19 protein-coding genes are annotated in these 16,588 nt (G+C 60.2%); 9 read left to right on the forward strand and 10 right to left on the reverse strand.

Annotated features, from left to right (window positions below):
* Positions 1–89: 89 nt before the first annotated feature.
* Complete coding sequence (locus AC1Q6J_RS03885) at positions 90–707, forward strand: flavin reductase family protein (RefSeq protein ID WP_492278157.1); 618 nt, start codon at positions 90–92, stop codon at positions 705–707.
* Positions 708–719: 12 nt separating this feature from the next.
* Here AC1Q6J_RS03885 and AC1Q6J_RS03890 read toward each other — a convergent pair whose 3' ends face one another.
* The 4 genes from AC1Q6J_RS03890 to AC1Q6J_RS03905 all read right to left on the reverse strand — a co-directional run bounded on the left by AC1Q6J_RS03890 (position 720) and on the right by AC1Q6J_RS03905 (position 3,560).
* Positions 720–923 carry a hypothetical protein gene (locus AC1Q6J_RS03890; protein ID WP_492278017.1) on the reverse strand — a complete coding sequence of 68 codons (204 nt, stop codon included), beginning with the start codon at positions 921–923 and terminating at the stop codon, positions 720–722.
* Between the two features lie 845 nt (positions 924–1,768).
* Positions 1,769–2,158, reverse strand: coding sequence for a hypothetical protein (locus AC1Q6J_RS03895; RefSeq protein WP_492278018.1), 390 nt, complete (start codon positions 2,156–2,158; stop codon positions 1,769–1,771).
* A 6-nt stretch (positions 2,159–2,164) separates the two neighbouring features.
* Entirely contained in the window at positions 2,165–2,791 is a 627-nt protein-coding gene (locus tag AC1Q6J_RS03900) for a hypothetical protein (protein ID WP_492278019.1), read from the reverse strand.
* A gap of 157 nt (positions 2,792–2,948) precedes the next feature.
* Positions 2,949–3,560: a toxin-activating lysine-acyltransferase gene (locus AC1Q6J_RS03905; RefSeq protein ID WP_492278020.1), complete on the reverse strand. Its 612-nt coding sequence runs from the start codon at positions 3,558–3,560 to the stop codon at positions 2,949–2,951.
* A 269-nt stretch (positions 3,561–3,829) separates the two neighbouring features.
* On the opposite strand from AC1Q6J_RS03905, the gene AC1Q6J_RS03910 reads away from it, so the two are divergent.
* Complete coding sequence (locus tag AC1Q6J_RS03910; protein ID WP_492278021.1) at positions 3,830–4,258, forward strand: acyl-CoA thioesterase; 429 nt, start codon at positions 3,830–3,832, stop codon at positions 4,256–4,258.
* Positions 4,259–4,799: 541 nt separating this feature from the next.
* Positions 4,800–4,994, forward strand: coding sequence for a hypothetical protein (locus tag AC1Q6J_RS03915; protein WP_492235950.1), 195 nt, complete (start codon positions 4,800–4,802; stop codon positions 4,992–4,994).
* Between the two features lie 66 nt (positions 4,995–5,060).
* On the opposite strand, the gene AC1Q6J_RS03920 is transcribed toward AC1Q6J_RS03915, so the two are convergent.
* The 4 genes from AC1Q6J_RS03920 to AC1Q6J_RS03935 all read right to left on the reverse strand — a co-directional run bounded on the left by AC1Q6J_RS03920 (position 5,061) and on the right by AC1Q6J_RS03935 (position 8,779).
* Entirely contained in the window at positions 5,061–6,158 is a 1,098-nt protein-coding gene (locus tag AC1Q6J_RS03920) for an alkene reductase (protein ID WP_492278022.1), read from the reverse strand.
* A 274-nt stretch (positions 6,159–6,432) separates the two neighbouring features.
* Positions 6,433–6,936, reverse strand: a complete 504-nt coding sequence (locus tag AC1Q6J_RS03925; RefSeq protein WP_492278023.1) for a DUF1993 domain-containing protein — start codon at positions 6,934–6,936, stop codon at positions 6,433–6,435.
* Between the two features lie 21 nt (positions 6,937–6,957).
* Positions 6,958–7,461 (reverse strand): DUF1993 domain-containing protein, encoded by a 504-nt coding sequence (locus tag AC1Q6J_RS03930; protein WP_492278024.1) that lies wholly within the window; start codon positions 7,459–7,461, stop codon positions 6,958–6,960.
* A 103-nt stretch (positions 7,462–7,564) separates the two neighbouring features.
* The gene (locus AC1Q6J_RS03935; RefSeq protein WP_492278025.1) at positions 7,565–8,779 is read right to left on the reverse strand and encodes a lytic murein transglycosylase; all 1,215 of its coding nucleotides are present in this window, start codon (positions 8,777–8,779) and stop codon (positions 7,565–7,567) included.
* Positions 8,780–9,279: 500 nt separating this feature from the next.
* Here AC1Q6J_RS03935 and AC1Q6J_RS03940 point away from each other — a divergent pair, with 500 nt between their 5' ends.
* The gene (locus AC1Q6J_RS03940; protein WP_492278026.1) at positions 9,280–9,750 is read left to right on the forward strand and encodes a DUF6789 family protein; all 471 of its coding nucleotides are present in this window, start codon (positions 9,280–9,282) and stop codon (positions 9,748–9,750) included.
* A gap of 95 nt (positions 9,751–9,845) precedes the next feature.
* On the opposite strand, the gene AC1Q6J_RS03945 is transcribed toward AC1Q6J_RS03940, so the two are convergent.
* The gene (locus AC1Q6J_RS03945; RefSeq protein WP_492278027.1) at positions 9,846–11,483 is read right to left on the reverse strand and encodes an isocitrate lyase; all 1,638 of its coding nucleotides are present in this window, start codon (positions 11,481–11,483) and stop codon (positions 9,846–9,848) included.
* 150 nt (positions 11,484–11,633) lie between these two features.
* On the opposite strand from AC1Q6J_RS03945, the gene AC1Q6J_RS03950 reads away from it, so the two are divergent.
* The 3 genes from AC1Q6J_RS03950 to AC1Q6J_RS03960 all read left to right on the forward strand — a co-directional run bounded on the left by AC1Q6J_RS03950 (position 11,634) and on the right by AC1Q6J_RS03960 (position 14,230).
* Positions 11,634–13,073, forward strand: coding sequence for a helix-turn-helix domain-containing protein (locus tag AC1Q6J_RS03950; protein WP_492278028.1), 1,440 nt, complete (start codon positions 11,634–11,636; stop codon positions 13,071–13,073).
* A 184-nt stretch (positions 13,074–13,257) separates the two neighbouring features.
* A complete protein-coding gene (locus AC1Q6J_RS03955; protein ID WP_492278029.1) occupies positions 13,258–13,467 on the forward strand; it encodes a DUF4170 domain-containing protein in 210 nt (69 codons plus the stop codon).
* Between the two features lie 196 nt (positions 13,468–13,663).
* Positions 13,664–14,230 carry a hypothetical protein gene (locus tag AC1Q6J_RS03960; protein WP_492278030.1) on the forward strand — a complete coding sequence of 189 codons (567 nt, stop codon included), beginning with the start codon at positions 13,664–13,666 and terminating at the stop codon, positions 14,228–14,230.
* On the opposite strand, the gene AC1Q6J_RS03965 is transcribed toward AC1Q6J_RS03960, so the two are convergent.
* Positions 14,227–15,126 carry a metallophosphoesterase family protein gene (locus tag AC1Q6J_RS03965; protein WP_492278031.1) on the reverse strand — a complete coding sequence of 300 codons (900 nt, stop codon included), beginning with the start codon at positions 15,124–15,126 and terminating at the stop codon, positions 14,227–14,229. The genes AC1Q6J_RS03960 and AC1Q6J_RS03965 overlap by 4 nt on opposite strands.
* A gap of 285 nt (positions 15,127–15,411) precedes the next feature.
* Here AC1Q6J_RS03965 and AC1Q6J_RS03970 point away from each other — a divergent pair, with 285 nt between their 5' ends.
* On the forward strand, positions 15,412–15,816 hold the full coding sequence (locus tag AC1Q6J_RS03970) for an NUDIX domain-containing protein (protein WP_492278032.1): 405 nt from the start codon (positions 15,412–15,414) through the stop codon (positions 15,814–15,816).
* A 196-nt stretch (positions 15,817–16,012) separates the two neighbouring features.
* Complete coding sequence (locus AC1Q6J_RS03975) at positions 16,013–16,531, forward strand: GNAT family N-acetyltransferase (protein ID WP_492278033.1); 519 nt, start codon at positions 16,013–16,015, stop codon at positions 16,529–16,531.
* Positions 16,532–16,588: the final 57 nt, after the last annotated feature.

The raw sequence follows: 16,588 nt of genomic DNA on the forward strand, positions 1-16,588 counted from the left end.
TGAAGTTTAGGATTTGACATTCGCTTTGAGGACCTGCTGCCAGCGGGGCGCGAATGTCAAATCCACTCCACCAGCAGGCAAAGCAGGTCATGGCTGATTTCCACTACTACGAACCTTCCCAGGGCCACGGCCTCCGGCACGATCCTTTCAATGCTATCGTCGGTCCCCGGCCGATCGGCTGGATTGCGTCAAAGGACGCCAGGGGACACGTCAATCTTGCACCCTACAGCTTCTTCAACGCTTTCTGCTATGTGCCGCCGATCATCGGCTTTTCCTCGACCGGCTGGAAGGACAGCGTCGCCAACATCCAGGAAACGAAAGAATTCACCTGGAATCTGGTGACCAAACATGTCGCCGAGCAGATGAACATGACGTCGGCGAGCGTGCCGCACGAGACCGACGAGTTCACGATTTCGGGGCTGACCAAGGCGCCATCGCGCAAGGTCGATGTGCCGCGGGTCGGTGAAAGTCTCGTTTCGTTCGAGTGCAAATTCACCCAGATGATTCAGCTTCAGGGCGCGGACGGCAGGAAGGCCGACGCCTGGGTGACCTTCGGCGAGGTCGTCGCGGTCCATATCGACAAGAGCCTGATCAGGGACGGCGTCTACCAGACCGCCGAGGCCTATCCGATCCTGCGCGCGGGGCGAATGGGCGACTATGTCCAGGTGCGGCCCGACATGATGTTCGAGATGATCCGGCCGCGGTAGCGGACGGCGCAGTTAGTGCGCGAACACATTGCGCAGGGCCTGCATGTCCGATGTCGCGGTCGGATCCCAGCCGGTGAACTCGAATTCGCCTGGCGAATCGATCGCGCCGTTGCCGTTGAGATCGAGCACCACCGGCAATGCGGCGGGCACGGGAACGCTGTCCCAACTGAAACCCGGATCAGGGCTGTGCGAGAACTGAAGGTATGAACCAGTCATTGTTGCCTCTCATTTCGGAACACCTCCCATTCGTTTGTCTGCGACCGCGCTAAACCAACTAGCCCGAGATGGAATAACTCACCAGGCTCGCGATGCGCACTAAAGACATAGACGTTCTTGGTCAGGCACTTGTTTGGATTCATCAAGCCATCGACGGTTCGCTCGCATATCCCGATAGATACGAGATATCTTGCGAGCTGATCTTGATACCGAACGGCAGTTATTATTCCCGGTACGACAGTGGCAAAGAAACCCCATCGGCACGTCCCGTAGTCGGCGTCAAGCAACACTGACTTGATGGAAAGAACGTGGACGATTTCCTCAATCAGCTTGGGGTCCCAGTAATCCTTCTGATCGAAAACCACTTTGTGCGGGCTGATTGACAGACAGCTAACGCTGTCAATGCGAAACTCCGATTGCAGTCGAGAAGCCGCAACTACATTTCGGTACGTATCAAAAGTAGCGCGATGCGCGACAAACGCGGCTCCTCCGCAAACTAGGAGCAGCAGGATGCTGGCGCTCCATAAAGTTCTGCGCTTATCCAGCGAAAGGAATCGGCGTGTTATCATGGCACTACGCGCACATCTGTTGCCAAGCAGTGAAACAGAGCAATATTATTCCGCCGCACCAAGCGATCAACTCGGTGAAGGTGCTACTCAGACCGATTATCTCCCCCGCTTCCCTCGCGACCGCGCCGCTCCTTTTTCGGCGGAGACGCCGCATGCGGGCGATCAAGCAAGTCGGCTGAGATCCTTGCCAAGGAAATTCAGCGACAGTTGCCGGATTTTGCGACAGCGGTCGAAATGAATATGGAATTGACCCCGCAGTAGGCTTGACAATCTGATTCATCTTGAACCGGAGTACCCAAACGCGAACGATGCGGCAGGGACAAAATCAGAGACAAAAGCTTCGTATCCGCCGGAAACAATCCCGTTGTAGCTCCGCTGCAAATCCAACGGCCCATTAGTGCGAAATTGATCGATGGTGTAAGATAGTAAAAACCGCGCAGCCTCGGTGGGCGAAGCTTGCATCGACGCGCCTCCCAAGAAGCGAGCGGAATAGGCATCAAAATCAGCCCGATATGAACCTACGAAGGATGCAGCGGCGATACTAGGAACGTAAGAGTCGGGAACGTAAGTCAGCTGCCCTTCATTTGTATAAATCACATTGCCGGCGCTATCGCGCAGTATATAGCCGCTTATCGACCCGATATTCTTTGATTGAAAGTACGGCATCGTTGATTAACCTTCTTGCGGGGCCGGAGTAACTAGGCAAGGGACGGCGGGTTCATCCATATCGTCAATGAAAAACCGCACGACGTAGACATTGCCACCCAGAAACTTCGCTTCATACTTTGCGTGGGGGCATTTCGGTGAGATCAGCCGATTGGTGTATCGATCAATCTCAAAATCACCATTCCTATCGAGAAGATAGAAATTCCGAGGAAAGAGCCCATTGTCTTTCATTTTGGTATAATCGAGTGGAAAATAAGTCAGCTTGGATACAGGATCAGTCAGCCAATGCGCGTGAATATACTCCCGCCGGATAAGTAAGTAGACTTGGGCAGGATCAGGTAGAAGCGCAACCGCCAACACCCAGATTGCGGCGATAACAAACAAGCTCGTTGCTGATCGCGCAACTCCTACAATTAAGCGCCCGCCAAACCTCCGACTCGTCGTCGGCCAAATGAGATCTATTAGAGCAATGGCAGCGAGCCAAACTATTGCGCACATCACTGCAACGACTGGCACGTTGCCGTTAACAATACCTCGGCTCGCCAGTTTGAAGAAGAGACCGATCACAAGGCCAAACGCCGAAGCAATTGCGACGCAGGACAGGGAACGATGATTATAAAATAGCTTTTTCACAAACTGCCTAGTCGGCCGAACTTGGTCTTCAGCTCGTCCTGTAGTGTCGCGCCGTCGAGGAAATAGGCACTGCAGAATTTATTGCATGATAAACTCGCTCGCGCTTCGCCACCCCGCAACTCCAAACACCGCTGTTTCCTGCCAATCCAATTAACCATCATAAGATCGGCCCCGCCGCCGCGACCTGCTCGCGCATCTCCCCTTCGCCGCCGAACGGCGCGACCAGTTCGATGATGCGCAGATGCGGACCGCTCTTCCATTCCACCGCGGTCAGCCGCCGATCGTTCGCGTCGATGCGCTTGGCCACGAAATCATCGACCAGCGCCCATATTGCGACACCGACCGGCTGTTCACCGTTGTAGAACATACGAAACTGCTTGAGCAGGATGGCGGGCATCACCAGCCACTCAAGATCGCCCAGCGGGATTGATTTGTGACGCGGACTCTGCGTCATCAGCCAGGTGATTTCGCCCAGCACCTGCGCAACGGTCTTCGGCGCGGGGATCGCCTGCCCCTGCGCTCCACCAGCGTCGAGATGCTTTGCTTGCGACGAACCACCATCCGCCGGAGAACCGAACGCTCCGGATGCATTTGCTGAACCCCGGAACTCGGCAAAGGCCGCTTGCAGCGCAGCTTCGCCAAACAACGGCGCGGCTTTCCCATGGCCTTCATGTGAGGGGTTCGAACTTTCCGGCGGCGGACTCTGCTGCCCGCTCACCTCATCCAAAGGCTCACCGGCGTGCCTGGCTGCGGCTCCACTTTTGGTCATTCGCTTTCCCCCCTGCGTTGTCTTCTTCCTGTCCGGCATGTGCTGCTCCTTTGGCGGAAACACCTGCCGGACGGTAGGACAAGCCCTTCCGCATGCACGCTACCACAACCTTGCGGTGAAGCGCATTGCCTTATGCCCGCACGCGCGGCGGAGCGAATACCGCGGCGGCCCTGAAGGCACTGGAAGCGAGTTCGGCGATCGCTTTAAACCGGACGCCGGGTGGGATACGTTCGCCTGAGTCGCTCGGCTTCATTTGACGGATTTCATCGATGGCAGACACGCCCGTTCACGCCGCGCCCGCCCCAGCCGCGCCAGAGGGCGAGTTGTCGATCCGCACCATGGCAATGCCGGCGGACACCAACCAGAATGGCGACATCTTCGGCGGCTGGCTGCTCAGCCAGATGGACATTGCGGGCGGCATTTTTGCGTCCAAGGTTTCGCAGAGCCGCGCGGTCACGGTCGCGATCGAGGCCATGACCTTCCGCAAGCCGGTCAATGTCGGCGATGTGGTTTCGGTTTTTTGCACCGCGGTCCGGCTCGGCCGCACCTCGATCACGGTCCACATCGAAGCATGGGTGCAGCGCCGGAATGAATCGCAACTGATTCTGGTGACCGACGGGAACTATACCTACGTTGCCATCGACGACGAAGGCCGTCCGCAACCCATCCGGCAGCATTCGCAATCCGTCAGCGCCTGACGAACGATTCGTCCTCGACGCGTCAGATGATTTTTCGCAACTGTGACGGTTGCACGAATTGGTTCGTCCCGTTTTGTGGCATTGCACGGAACCGGCATTGCTATTTTGTCGCGGCGCGGTCCGCGATCTTTCGGCCTGTGTATTCCAGTTATAAAACTGTCGCGCGAAGCGCCTACAGGTTCGGCGGTCTGCACACGCCGGAGTCACGCAACGTCTGCTTTTGAGTCATTCCAGACCCGATACCGGCTTCAGGTGTTGGCCCGGGATGTGCATAGCGATGAGGAAGACGAGTGATGTGTTGGACAATTCAGGGCTGAAACCTTTTCAGCTCTTCGGAGTTAGTGCGTGTGAAAACCTAGTGTCCTGAATCCGAAGTTCGCCTTGCTTTGCAGCGTGTCTTCAAGCGAACTTCGGATTCAAAAGGACACTAGCAATTATGGATTTCAGTGTGGTTCCGGCTCGCAAGTCCGCAGTCGAATTTGCGGTAACAAGATGCGGACTTGCGAGCCACCACACTGGCGACGGGGCACGGGATAGAAACATGTCGGACACCTACATCATCGAAGTCAGCTCGGAAGCCGCCGGTATCGTCGTTCGCGAGAAATCGGGTTTTCGTTTTTTCGCGGCGGTGCATAAATTCAATCCGCTCGACGGCCGCGTGTTCAAGAACGCGCGCGAGGCCGAGCGCGCCGCGACGCGGTTCCTCGCCGGGCGGCTGGACCCGCTTCCCGCGTAACACTCCCCAAACGAAAGAAGGCCGGGATCGCTCCCGGCCTCGTGTTGTCAGATACGCGCGAGAGCGTTATTCCGCCGCGGCCTGTTGCCGGAGCGCCGGATAATCGGTGTAACCTTTTGCGCCGCCGCCATAGAACGTCGCCTTGTCGAAGCCGTTCAGCGGTGCGCCGAGTTTCAGGCGCTCGACAAGGTCGGGATTGGAAATGAACAGTTTGCCGAACGCGATCAGGTCGGCCTTGTTCTTGTCCAGCACTTCGGTGGCCAGCTTGAAGTCATAGCCGTTGTTGGCGATGTAGGTGCCGCTGAAGCGCTTGCGCAGGCTGTCGTAGTCGAACGGTGCGATGTCGCGCGGGCCGCCGGTCGCGCCTTCGATGACGTGAATGTAGACGAGCTTCAGCGCGTTGAGCTGATCGACGATGTGATCGAACAGCGGCTGCGGGTTGCTGTCGGAGACATCGTTGGCAGGTGTCACCGGAGAGATGCGGATGCCGGTGCGCTCCGCGCCGGCCTCGGCCGCCACGGCCTTGGAGACCTCAAGCATCAGCCGCGCGCGGTTCTCGATCGAGCCGCCGTAGGCGTCGGTGCGCTTGTTGGCGCCGTCCTTGGCGAACTGATCCAGCAGATAGCCGTTCGCGCCATGAATTTCGACGCCGTCGAAGCCGGCTGCGAGCGCATTGGCGGAGGCGCGCTTGAAGCTGTCGATGATGCCGGGAATTTCACCGAGTTCCAGCGCGCGAGGTTCGGACACATCGGCGAAGGCGCCGCCGACAAAGGTCTTGCCGTTGGCGCGAACCGCGGATGGCGCCACCGGCGCGCCGCCGTTCTCCTGCAACGTGGTGTGGGAAATACGTCCGACATGCCAGAGCTGGATGTAGATGTGGCCGCCGCGCTCATGAACGCGGTCGGTGATCTTGCGCCAGCCTGCGACCTGTTCCTTGGTGTAGATGCCGGGCGTGTCCTGATAGCCCTGACCTTGCTGCGAGACCTGGCTCGCTTCGGTGATGAGCAGTCCGGCGGACGCGCGCTGCCCGTAATATTCGATGGCGAGCGGATTGGGCACGAAGCCCGCGACAGCGCGGTTGCGCGTCAGCGGAGCCATGACGGCGCGATTGGTGAGTGTGACAGCGCCGAGCTTGTAGGGATCGAAGAGTTTGGAAGCGGACATGTCTGCTTTTCCTGAGAGCGATTTCAATGCAGATGCATGTAAGTATCGCGCTTCTGAAAACGCAAGTCACAGCCGATCGAAAAATACCGATTTAGCCGCGGTGAATAGCAGTCATGCTCTCTCATGGAGGAACGGCGTTTGCGCGTTCATGCAGAAGGATTTACCCGAGATCGAAAGCAATGCAGCATGGTCAGTTCCTGGATGGGCGCCTGAAAGCAGAAAGACACTGTCAGCGCCAGTTGCGTGACGGCTGGCCGGCGACGAAACGGCAGCGTCAGACCGCGCCGAGGAAATCCCGTTTGCCAAGTTCGACGCCTCTGTGACGCAGGATGTCATAGGCGGTGGTGGCGTGAAAATAAAAACTCGGCAGCGCGAAATTGCTCAAATACTGCTGGCCGGTGAGGGTCCTGGGCTGCCCGCTCCCGACGTCGACGGTGATGTTCCGGGCTTCCGCGCCATCGAATTGTGAGCGCTCAAATGCCCCCACATATCCGATGGTTTTTCCGATGCGTTGCTTCAGCTCGGCGAAGGTTGTTTCGGTATCAGCGGTTATTGGGATTTCAATCTGTGCGAGGCGCGCGCAGGCTCTCCCCGCCAGATCGCAGGCGTGCTGGATCTGGAGAGTGAACGGAAACATGTCGGGAAACAGCCGCGCGCCGAGCAGGACGTCCGGCTGAATCCCTTTGGTCTTCGCGTGGGCTTCCGCCTTGTCGAGAATCGCCGAAAGGCTGGTCAACGTCTGGACAAACGCCGGCACTGACGAATCGAACAACGACATGAAGATGCCTTTCAATGCACCCTATGCCACGCCGAGGAAGTCGCGCTTGCCGAGCTCGACGCCCTTATGACGCAGGATGTCATAGGCGGTGGTGCAATGAAAAAAGAACTGCGGCATGGCCGAGTGGTTGAGAAACTGCTGGCCGGTCACCGTCATGGTCTGGCCGGGGCCGACCGGAAACGTGATCTCGCGCTTTTCCGCACCTTCATATTTGGCAGCAGGCAGCGCCTCGATATTCGACAGGACCCTTTTGATCCGCGCCTGCAATTCGGCGAACGTCGTCTCGGTATCGGCCATCACCGGCAATTCGGTTTGCGTGAAACGCGCGCAGGCCTTGCCGGAGAAATCGCAGGCGAGCTGAACCTGTTTGGTCAGCGGATACATCGTCGGATGCAGCCGCGCCTCAAGCAGGTCGCCTGGCGCGATCCTGTTCGCGGCGGCGTGGGCCTCGGCTTTGGTGAGAATGGCGGAAAGCGCGTTCAAGGTGCGGATGAAGACCGGGGCTGAACCATCGTAGAATGTCATGTGAGAACCCTTGGGCGACCTTTTCGGGGGAAAATCTTGCCGTGAAACAGGCTGACCCGATGTAGATGTTCTCTGTCGGCTTGCAAGTGCCGGCGGCTGATAATCAGCCGCCACGCATCCGCGCCAGCAATTCGGCGGTCGGCCATGAATCGGCAGGCAGGCCGTATTTGGTTTGCATGGTCTTGATCGCGATGCGGCTTTGCTGGCCGAGAATGCCGTCGATCTTGCCGACATTGTAGCCCTGCCGCGTCAGCAGCTGCTGCAATTCCTTGATCTCGTTGAACGGCAATTGCGCAACCGGCGTCGCGGGCTTTCGCATCGGACCAGCGCCCGCGATGCGGGTGGCGAGATAGCCCGCGGTGGTCGAATAGATCAGCGAGTTATTCCATTCGGTGTAGGCGGCGAAATTTGGATAGGCGAGAAATGCCGGCCCAAGGCGGCCCATCGGCAGCAGCACCGAGGCGGGCAGATCATCCTTCGGCAACGGACGCCCGTCGGCATAGGTCACGCCCCATGCGGCCCATTTCGCGCGCGGATGCTTGATGGTCAGATCCGCCTGATCCCAGGGGAGATTCGCCGGCACGCGGATTTCCTGCAGCCACGGCTCGCCGCGCCGCCATTTCAGTCCGTTGGCGATGTAGTTCGCGGTCGAGCCGATCACGTCGGGCGCGCTGCGCAGCATGTTGCGGTGGCCGTCGCCGTCGTAGTCCACCGCGTAATCGAAGTAGTGACGCGGCAGGAATTGCGTCTGGCCGAGTTCGCCGGCCCATGAGCCGATCATCTCACTGGGCGAAAGATCGCCGCGATCGACGATTTTCAGCGCGGCGATGGTCTCGTCGTGGAACATTTGCGAGCGGCGGCAGTCATAGGCCAGCGAGACCAGCGAGCGCAGCGTCGGCAGCTTGCCCTGTACCGCGCCGAAATCACTCTCCAGCGCCCAGAACGCGGTAATCACCGCGGGCGGCACGCCGTATTCCTTTTCCGCGCGGGCAAAGGCCTGCGCGTAGGTCTGGATCAGTTGCTGCCCTTTGACCCTGCGGCCCTCGGACGCCATGCGGCCGGAGAACTCCGTGAAGATCTGGCCGAAAACGCGCTGGCCGCGGTCGCGGTTCACGATGCCTTGATCGTAGACCATGTAGGGCGAGGCGGCGGCAATCGCGCGCTGCGACACACCGGCGGCGACCGCGTCCTGTTTCAGCTGCGCCAGAAACTGATCGAAACTCTGGCCGCCGTGACAGCGCGCGCCGCTTTGGGCGAGGGCAGGGGAGGAGAGGATAACAACGGCAAGGCCAGTTGCGAATTTCCCGACCAGATTCATGTGTATTGGTGCCCCAGCGTTTCTCGCAGTCGATAACCGGTCATATCGTCATGGCCGGATTTATTCCGGCCATCCACGTCTTTCTATCAAGCACACAAGAACAGACGTGGATGGCCGGGACAAGCCCGGCCATGACGGAATCCTTTCCGACACTCACCGGAATGTTCTTTCTGTGCGGTCTGCCCAAAGGTGTCGCGATCACCCAAATGAAAATACCCGGCTTGAGGCCGGGCATTTTGATTTTGCGATTGTGTCGTGCCAGATCGTTTAGCCGAACTGGTTCATCGTGTTGCGGGCGCCGCCCGCCTTCAGGGTCGCTTTGCCTCAAATTCTTGAAAGCGTTCGGCGCCGCTGCTCGTTTGCAAGCCAGAATTCCCTGCGCCACTATATGTGAAAGGGCCGAAGCGGCCAGAGTCGGATCCGACAGCTTGCAGGCGAACGTCCACGGAAACATGAGGGGCGGACGTTCCGGTTTGGCGATTGATTGAGGGACGGACGGTGTGACGGGTGCTGCAAGACGGTTTCGTGACGCTGCGATCGCGGGGTTATGCGGCTCGTCCCTGCAGTCCGGGTTAATGGCCGGCCGCAAGGCTCTCGGCATTCTCCCCGATTTTCAGCCTTATGCCGATATGCAGCACCTGTTGTCCGATTTGATTGGCGCGTCGGTCCCGTCAGCTTTGCAAATGCTGTTGCCGTTCGTGAGCGGCGCGCTGATATGGAGTTCGATTTTTGCCTGGGCTTATCCGCAGATTCCGGGAAAGTCACCGTTGACGAAGGGATTCGCTGTCACCCTGTTTGCCTGGTTACTGACAGGTTTCGCTCTTTTTCCGGTGATCGGAAAAGGATTGTTCGCGATAAATGCCGGCGCTGGCCTTTGGCCCGCCCTGCTGATGTTTGTAATGCTCTCCGCCTATTGTTTGACGCTGAGCCTCGTCTATGGCTGGCTCAAGCAGGATGGTCGTTCACGTTAGAGCTTCCGCTCGCGGAGACGGCAACTAACATCCACACACGAAAATGCCCGGCTTGAGACCGGGCATTTTGCTTTGTGATTGTGTCGAGCCGTTCGTTAGCCGAACTGGTTCATCGTGTTGTGGGCGCCGCCCGCCTTCAGGGCCGCTTCGCCCGCGAAGTATTCCTTGTGGTCGTCGCCGATGTCGGAGCCGGCCATGTTCTGGTGCTTCGCGCAGGCGATACCCTGGCGGATTTCCGCACGCTGAACATTCTTCACGTAGCCGAGCATGCCCTGGTCGCCGAAGTATTCCTTCGAGAGGTTGTCGGTCGACAGCGCGGCCGTGTGATAGGTCGGCAGCGTGATCAGGTGATGGAAGATGCCGGCGCGCTTCGCCGAATCCGCCTGGAAGGTGCGGATGAGCTGGTCGGCTTCGATCGCCAGCGGCGTCTCGTCGTACTCCACCTTCATCAGGTCGGCGCGGTTGTACTTGCTGACGTCCTTGCCGGCGGCCTTCCATTCGTCGAACACCTGCCAGCGGAAGTTCAGCGTCCAGTTGAACGACGGCGAGTTGTTGTAGGCCAGCTTGGCGTTCGGGATCACTTCGCGGACGCGATCGATCATTTCTGCGATCTGCGCGATGTTCGGCCGCTCGGTTTCGATCCAGAGCAGGTCGGCGCCGTTCTGCAGCGAGGTGATGCTGTCGAGAACGCAGCGGTCGACGCCGGTGCCGGAGCGGAACTGATACAGGTTGCTCGCCAGACGCTTCGGACGCAGCAGCTTGCCGTTACGGCTGATGATGACATCGCCGTTGCCGATCTTGGACGCGTCAACTTCGTCGCAATCGAGGAAGCTGTTGTACTGGTCGCCGAGGTCGCCCGGCTTGTGGCTGACAGCGATCTGCTGGGTGAGGCCTGCGCCGAGCGAGTCGGTGCGGGTCACGATGATGCCGTTGTCGACGCCGAGCTCGAGGAACGCGTGGCGGCAGGCGCGGATCTTCGCGATGAAGACCTCGTGCGGAACGGTCACCTTGCCGTCCTGATGGCCGCACTGCTTTTCGTCCGAGACCTGATTTTCGATTTGCAGGGCGCACGCGCCTGCTTCGATCATCTTCTTGGCGAGCAGATAGGTTGCCTCGGCATTGCCGAAGCCAGCGTCGATGTCGGCGATGACCGGCACGACGTGGGTCTGGAAATTGTCGATCTTCGCGATCAGCGCGGTTTCCTTGGCCTTGTCGCCAGCATTACGCGCGGCGTCGAGCTCGCGGAAGATGTCGTTGAGTTCGCGCGAGTCGGCCTGACGCAGGAAGGTGTAGAGCTCTTCGATCAGCGCCGGCACCGAGGTCTTCTCGTGCATCGACTGATCCGGAAGCGGTCCGAATTCGGAGCGCAGCGCGGCGATCATCCAGCCCGACAGATAGAGGTAGCGGCGGTCGGTCTTGCCGCCGAAGTGCTTCTTGATCGAGATCAGCTTCTGCTGGGCGATGAAACCGTGCCAGCAACCCAGCGACTGGGTGTACTTGGTGGGGTCCGCGTCATACGCAGCCATGTCCGCGCGCATCACGTCCGCGGTGTAGCGGGCGACGTCGAGGCCGGTCCTGAAGCGGTTCTGCAGGCGCATGCGGGCGACGGCTTCGGCGGTGACGCCGTTCCAGGCCGGCTGTTCCTTGAGGAGGGCCTCAGCCGCAGTGATCTCGGCCTTGTAAGAAGACGGGCCCTGAATTTGGCCGGTGATTCCGCGCGATTGGTAATTCATGGTTGTGATCCCTTGTGAAGTTGGCGTTGGTTTTACGCCAAGCCCCACAGGTCGCTAGGGGTTTCGAAGATAGCTTGTCAGACTTTACAAACATTAGTTGTAATGCTGTAATTACTTTACATTCGGCGGTTATGTGGTAGATTCTTACCCATGGCGACATCGACAATCCGCTCGGTTTTCATGGGCCCGCGGCTGCGGCGGCTGCGGCGCGACCTTGGCCTGACCCAGGCCGATATGGCGGCCGATCTGGACATATCCGCGCCTTACGTGGCGCTTCTGGAGCGCAATCAGCGGCCGGTGACGGCGGACATGCTGCTTCGCCTCGCGCGCACCTACAAGATCGATCTCGCGGATCTCGCGGGCGATGGCGGCGCCGATCATACCGCGCGCATGCAGGCGGTCCTCAAGGAGCCGATGTTTGCCGACATCGATATTCCCCCGCTTGAAATCAGCGATATTGCCATCGGCTATCCGGGACTGGCGGAGGCATTCCTGCGGCTCTACACCGCCTACCGCGAGGAGCAGCTCGCACTGGCGGATCGCAGAAGTCCCGGTTTGAAGGGGACTGCATCGCGCTCGGGCCGCGGCGGTCTGGACGTCAACGATCCGGTCGCGGAAGTGCGGCGGTTTCTGGCCGCGCGCCGGAATAACTTCGCGGATCTTGACGACGCGGCGGAGCGTATTCTGCACGGCCATGCGGATCAGGCCTGGTTTATCGAACGGCTGAGCAGTCATCATAATCTTCGTGTTCGCCATCTGCCGCCCGATGTCATGCTTGGCTCTGTCCGGCGGCTGGATCGTCACCGCAAGGAAATCCTGTTTGACGACTCGCTCGACACCGCGAGTTTCAATTTCCAGTTGGCCCAGCAACTCGCCTATCTCGAATTTCAGGATGAGATCGGGACGGCGCTGAAAGCCGGCCAGTTCACCAGCAAGAGCGCTGAATTGCTGGCGCATCGGTCGCTGGCGAGCTACGCCGCCGCGGCGCTCATCATGCCGTATTCCGCATTCGTGAAAGCGGCGGAGGCACGCCGTTACGACATGGAAGCGCTGGCGCGCCAGTTCGGAACCAGTTTCGAGCAGACGGCGCATCGCATCACGACATTGCAGCGGCCGGGTTCGGAAAAGGTCCCGTTCTTTTTGATCCGCGTCGATCCGGCCGGCAATATTTCCAAGCTGCTCGACGGCGCCGGATTTCCCTTTGCAAAGCACGGCGGGGCCTGTCCGCTGTGGTCGGTTCACGGGGTTTTCAAAACGCCGCGCCAGATCGTGACGCAGTGGCTGGAATTGCCCGACGGTCAGCGATTCTTTTCCATCGCCCGCACGGTGACCGCCGGTGGCGGCTCGTTCGGCGCCGTGCGCGTGGAGCGTGCCATTGCGATCGGCTGCGCGGCCGAGCATGCCGACAAGCTGATTTATACCAGCGATGAATCAGGGCCGCGCGCCGATGCGCCGACGCCGATCGGCGTCGCGTGCCGCGTCTGCCATCGTCCGACATGCGCCGCGCGATCCGAACTTCCGATCGGCCGCGAACTGCTTCCCGACGACTACCGGCGGCTGAGCGTTCCGTTCGGCTTCTCATCCGACTGAGGGTTTATGAGCTGCCGCACTGGATTATTGCAAAATTTTCATTACAAACGGCGGCAACGTGATTAGATACACGGCGAGAAGCGCTAACGGCTGAGATGCCGGGCATGATGGGAAGCCGATCGGTTTCCGAAAACATGCTCACGAAAACAGCCTGATGCGCTCAAGCTAACGAACGGAGACTTCAATGAGCGGCGGCAGCAATTTCTGGGTGATTGGCGGCGAGTTTGGCTCGATGAACTTCCACAAGCTGGTGGAAGGATCGGCACAGGTTCAGGGCCCCTTCAAGACCCGCAAGGAAGCCGAGGATGCATGGCGCACGGTTTCGGAAGAGAACCGTCATCGCGCAGGCGTTCGCTTTTCCATCGTTGAAGAGCCGAACCGCTCGGGCTCCTGACAACTCCCGGGCGGGGTTCGTCGCCCGCCACAATTTACGGCCCTGTTCCACTCCGGACAGGGCCGTTTTTCATTTTGGGACATGAACAACGCCGTGAAACCACGCACCAAAGGGCCTGAGGCCTTGGCGGGGGAACAGGGTTACTGATAGATTAAGGGTGTCGAAACAAACCTATCGAACCCCAAGGTTTCAGGTCATGGCGGAACAGAGCGTCCCGAGCGATTCGGCCGGTAAACCGAACCCGTTTCGGCTGCGCGATGCCTTGCGAAAAGCCCGGATCGAAGCCGCCGACCGCACCAGCGTGGTGGTCGATCTGCGCGACGCCGAAGTCGCCCGGCTCGAAATTCTCAACGATGCGCTCGATTCGCTGTTCTCGGAGATTCCCGCCGGGGTCGATCTGTTCGATCGCGGCATCAGCCAGGGCGACACGCCGAGGCTGTGGATCGACGCCGTCGCGCACATCGCGATGGGCCGCGACAAGCGCATCTATCGCTTCACGCAGGACACCCGTTTTGGCCGCATCGTGATCGCTGAATCGCACGACATTCCTGTGATGGTCGATGCGGTCACCGACTATATCGCGCGCCGCATGATCGAGCGTGAGCATGCAATGGTGGTGACGCCGGCAGCGGCACCTTCCACTGTCGTCGCTGTTGCACCGGCCAGGCAGCGCAGCGCTGTCTGGACCTTCGCGTTCGGATTCGCCGCAGGCCTCGCCGCGCTGTTCGGCTTCGCGCTGGTGATGGCGCTGCGCGGAATTTAAATCAGCTTCTCGTTCTTGATCTCGCCGAGCAACATGCCGTTGGCGAATCCGCGCACGCGATGGTCGCAGCGCCACGTATCGCCCGCCCGCTCAATTGAAAAAAGATTGTAGGCTGCGGGATGATTGTGCCCGTGCGCCATCGCGGAGGCTGACGGCACGCCGATTGCCGGAATGCGCCCATACGGTCCGTCGAGCCAGACGGTGGCATGGCGATGATCGTGGCCGTGCAGCACGAGTTCGACGCCATGGCGTGCGACCAGATCCAGCAATTCATCGGAATCGCGCAGCCGCGCCGCCCAGCGGCCCGGTGTTGTCACCGGCGGATGATGGATCAGCAACACGCGAAACAGCTTTTCGGCAGCAAGCTGCGGCAGCAGCTTCTCAAGATCGCCGCGCTGCTGCTGACCGAGCCGCCCGGTCGCCATGAAGGGCGCTGTGGGAACAGCGGTGGACACGCCGATCAGCGCAAGCGGCCCGCGCCGCCGCAGATAGGGAAATGTCGCGTCACTGTTCGTTGCCGCGCCGTCGCCGCGAAAATAGTCCGCCCACACCTGCGGGAAATGATCGCGGATACCGCGCACATAGGCGTCGTGATTGCCTGGCACCAGCGACACATCCTCCGGCGTGCCGACGTTCTCCAGCCATCTGCGGGCCTCGGCGAATTCCAGCGGCAGCGCGATGTTGACGAGATCGCCGGTGACGGCGATGTGATCGGGCTGCTGCGCATGCATGTCGGCGACGAGTTCGCCCAGCACCTCACGGCGATGGACCATGTGCCGCTTGCGCTGCCAGTTGAGATAGCCGATCGCGCGCTTGCCCGCGAGTTCGCGCAGGCGCGGCCGCGGCATCGGGCCGAGATGCGGATCGGACAGATGCGCGAGCACGAACGGCGTCATGAACTTCTGTTACATGCGTTAGCTCGAAATGTCATGATATTCAAAATCCCGCACATCGTCATGTCCGGGCATAGCCCGTCGAAGACGGGCGTGAACGCCCTCTTGACCCGGGCGCCCACGCCTTCCTTGATGGTTCGCAGGACGTGGATGACCGGAATAAATCCGGCCGTGACGGCATCCTGGATTTCGGAACTGATTTTGACGAATGACCCCCCAAACTTTCGCCTGAAGTTCGAGCCTTTGCTCCGGCGCGTCTTTCATTTCTATTCGCGGTTTGCGCGGGGCATGACGCTCGGCGTGCGCGCGGTGGTCCTCGACGGCGAGAACCGCGTGTTTCTGGTCAAGCATAGCTACGTCTCGGGTTGGCATCTGCCCGGCGGCGGCGTCGAGACCGGCGAGACCTTTTTGAGTTCGCTGAAGCGCGAACTGATCGAGGAGGGGCGGATCGAGATGACCGGCGAGCCGCTCCTGCATGGCCTGTTTTTCAACCGCCGGGTGTCGCCGCGCGACCATGTCGCGGTCTATGTCGTGCGCCTGTACCGTCAGGACCGGATGCCGGAGCCCAACCACGAAATCGTGGCCTGCGGCTTCTTCGGCGTTGCGGAGCTGCCGCCGGACACCACCCGCGGCACGCGGGCGCGGATCGCCGAAGTGCTGGATAACCGGCCTTTGACCGAGGACTGGATTTAACCAACCGGGGCATTCCGGGGCGCGAGCACTCCGCGAGCGAACCCGGAATCCATGTTCTGGATTCCGGGCCTGCGCGTGAAGAACGCGCATCCCGGAATGACAGCGGACGAACTCGTATGAAGGACGGAGATTTCAGCCCGGATGACCCGTTGAGCCGTAGACCATCCTTGCCCCAAATGCTAATTCGCGGTCCATCATGTCCGATCTTTCCCTGACCATTCTGGCCGAGACCCCCGGCGACGAGCAGCCCATCGAGCGCCTGCACGAGCGCACGTTCGGGCCGGGCCGCTACGTACTCAGCGCCTATCGGTTGCGCGAGCATGTCGATCATCTGCTCGATCTGTCATTCACCGCGCGGATCGGCACGCTGATGGTCGGCTCGGTGCGGCAACTGCCGATCTGTATCGGCAACACGCCGGCGCTGTTGCTTGGGCCGCTCACCGTCGAGCCGCCGTTTCGCGATCGCGGCGTCGGGCGGGCGCTGCTCGACCGCGCGCTGAAGGATGCGAAGGCCAAGGGGCACCGGCTGGTGCTGCTGGTCGGCGACGAGGCCTACTACAGCCGTGTCGGATTCAAGCGGATTCCGAAGGGCCGCGCGACGATGCCGGGGCCGGTCGATCATGCCCGGCTGCTGGTGCATGAACTGGTCGACGGCGCATTTGAAGGCGTCAGCGGCGCTGTCCGCCCGGACTGGACGTTCGCGCGGGCTCTCTGAGTTCATCGAGACTACTCATCACGTATTCAGTGTCGTCCCCGCGAAAGCGGGGACGAC

The organism is Afipia sp. MLSD5-FHT05B12, from assembly GCF_058793355.1.

What these genes read in the sequence shown, in the direction of transcription:
- AC1Q6J_RS03885 (WP_492278157.1), top strand. Translation starts at nt 90, where the DNA reads ATGGCTGATTTCCACTACTACGAACCTTCCCAGGGCCACGGCCTCCGG.
- AC1Q6J_RS03890 (WP_492278017.1), bottom strand. Translation starts at nt 923, where the DNA reads ATGACTGGTTCATACCTTCAGTTCTCGCACAGCCCTGATCCGGGTTTC.
- AC1Q6J_RS03895 (WP_492278018.1), bottom strand. Translation starts at nt 2,158, where the DNA reads ATGCCGTACTTTCAATCAAAGAATATCGGGTCGATAAGCGGCTATATA.
- AC1Q6J_RS03905 (WP_492278020.1), bottom strand. Translation starts at nt 3,560, where the DNA reads ATGACCAAAAGTGGAGCCGCAGCCAGGCACGCCGGTGAGCCTTTGGAT.
- AC1Q6J_RS03910 (WP_492278021.1), top strand. Translation starts at nt 3,830, where the DNA reads ATGGCAGACACGCCCGTTCACGCCGCGCCCGCCCCAGCCGCGCCAGAG.
- AC1Q6J_RS03915 (WP_492235950.1), top strand. Translation starts at nt 4,800, where the DNA reads ATGTCGGACACCTACATCATCGAAGTCAGCTCGGAAGCCGCCGGTATC.
- AC1Q6J_RS03920 (WP_492278022.1), bottom strand. Translation starts at nt 6,158, where the DNA reads ATGTCCGCTTCCAAACTCTTCGATCCCTACAAGCTCGGCGCTGTCACA.
- AC1Q6J_RS03925 (WP_492278023.1), bottom strand. Translation starts at nt 6,936, where the DNA reads ATGTCGTTGTTCGATTCGTCAGTGCCGGCGTTTGTCCAGACGTTGACC.
- AC1Q6J_RS03930 (WP_492278024.1), bottom strand. Translation starts at nt 7,461, where the DNA reads ATGACATTCTACGATGGTTCAGCCCCGGTCTTCATCCGCACCTTGAAC.
- AC1Q6J_RS03935 (WP_492278025.1), bottom strand. Translation starts at nt 8,779, where the DNA reads ATGAATCTGGTCGGGAAATTCGCAACTGGCCTTGCCGTTGTTATCCTC.
- AC1Q6J_RS03945 (WP_492278027.1), bottom strand. Translation starts at nt 11,483, where the DNA reads ATGAATTACCAATCGCGCGGAATCACCGGCCAAATTCAGGGCCCGTCT.
- AC1Q6J_RS03950 (WP_492278028.1), top strand. Translation starts at nt 11,634, where the DNA reads ATGGCGACATCGACAATCCGCTCGGTTTTCATGGGCCCGCGGCTGCGG.
- AC1Q6J_RS03955 (WP_492278029.1), top strand. Translation starts at nt 13,258, where the DNA reads ATGAGCGGCGGCAGCAATTTCTGGGTGATTGGCGGCGAGTTTGGCTCG.
- AC1Q6J_RS03960 (WP_492278030.1), top strand. Translation starts at nt 13,664, where the DNA reads ATGGCGGAACAGAGCGTCCCGAGCGATTCGGCCGGTAAACCGAACCCG.
- AC1Q6J_RS03965 (WP_492278031.1), bottom strand. Translation starts at nt 15,126, where the DNA reads ATGACGCCGTTCGTGCTCGCGCATCTGTCCGATCCGCATCTCGGCCCG.
- AC1Q6J_RS03970 (WP_492278032.1), top strand. Translation starts at nt 15,412, where the DNA reads ATGACGCTCGGCGTGCGCGCGGTGGTCCTCGACGGCGAGAACCGCGTG.
- AC1Q6J_RS03975 (WP_492278033.1), top strand. Translation starts at nt 16,013, where the DNA reads ATGTCCGATCTTTCCCTGACCATTCTGGCCGAGACCCCCGGCGACGAG.